1 pseudogene is annotated in these 281 nt (G+C 44.8%); it reads right to left on the reverse strand.

Going from position 1 to position 281, the window contains the following annotated elements:
* A pseudogene (locus R0K30_RS21665) lies at nucleotides 1-211 on the reverse strand (hypothetical protein); the annotation flags it as partial.
* Nucleotides 212-281: the final 70 nt, after the last annotated feature.

Genomic DNA, 281 nt, shown 5'->3' on the forward strand with positions numbered 1-281 from the left:
TCCCGAAATCAGTCAGAAATGTCAGCAGTTCTTCCTCTTGTGTTAAAGGGCTGGGACATATCCCGCAATCTGCCAATCTTGATTTTCCGATACGATAAGGTCCCTCCGTGTCAAACGCGTAAACATCGATTCCTCTTCGGGCCAGGCTGCGAATGATCCCAATCCCGTTTGCACTGAAATCAAGTACAACGGCTGCATGTTCATGTTTCATGATCTCCCTCCGAGCTTGATGGTATTTTGATAAATCGATTCGATATTTTTTATCATCGTCTCACTGCTTA

It is taken from the genome of Bacillus sp. SIMBA_154, from assembly GCF_046536015.1.
Taxonomy (GTDB): Bacteria; Bacillota; Bacilli; order Bacillales; family Bacillaceae; genus Bacillus; species Bacillus pumilus_P.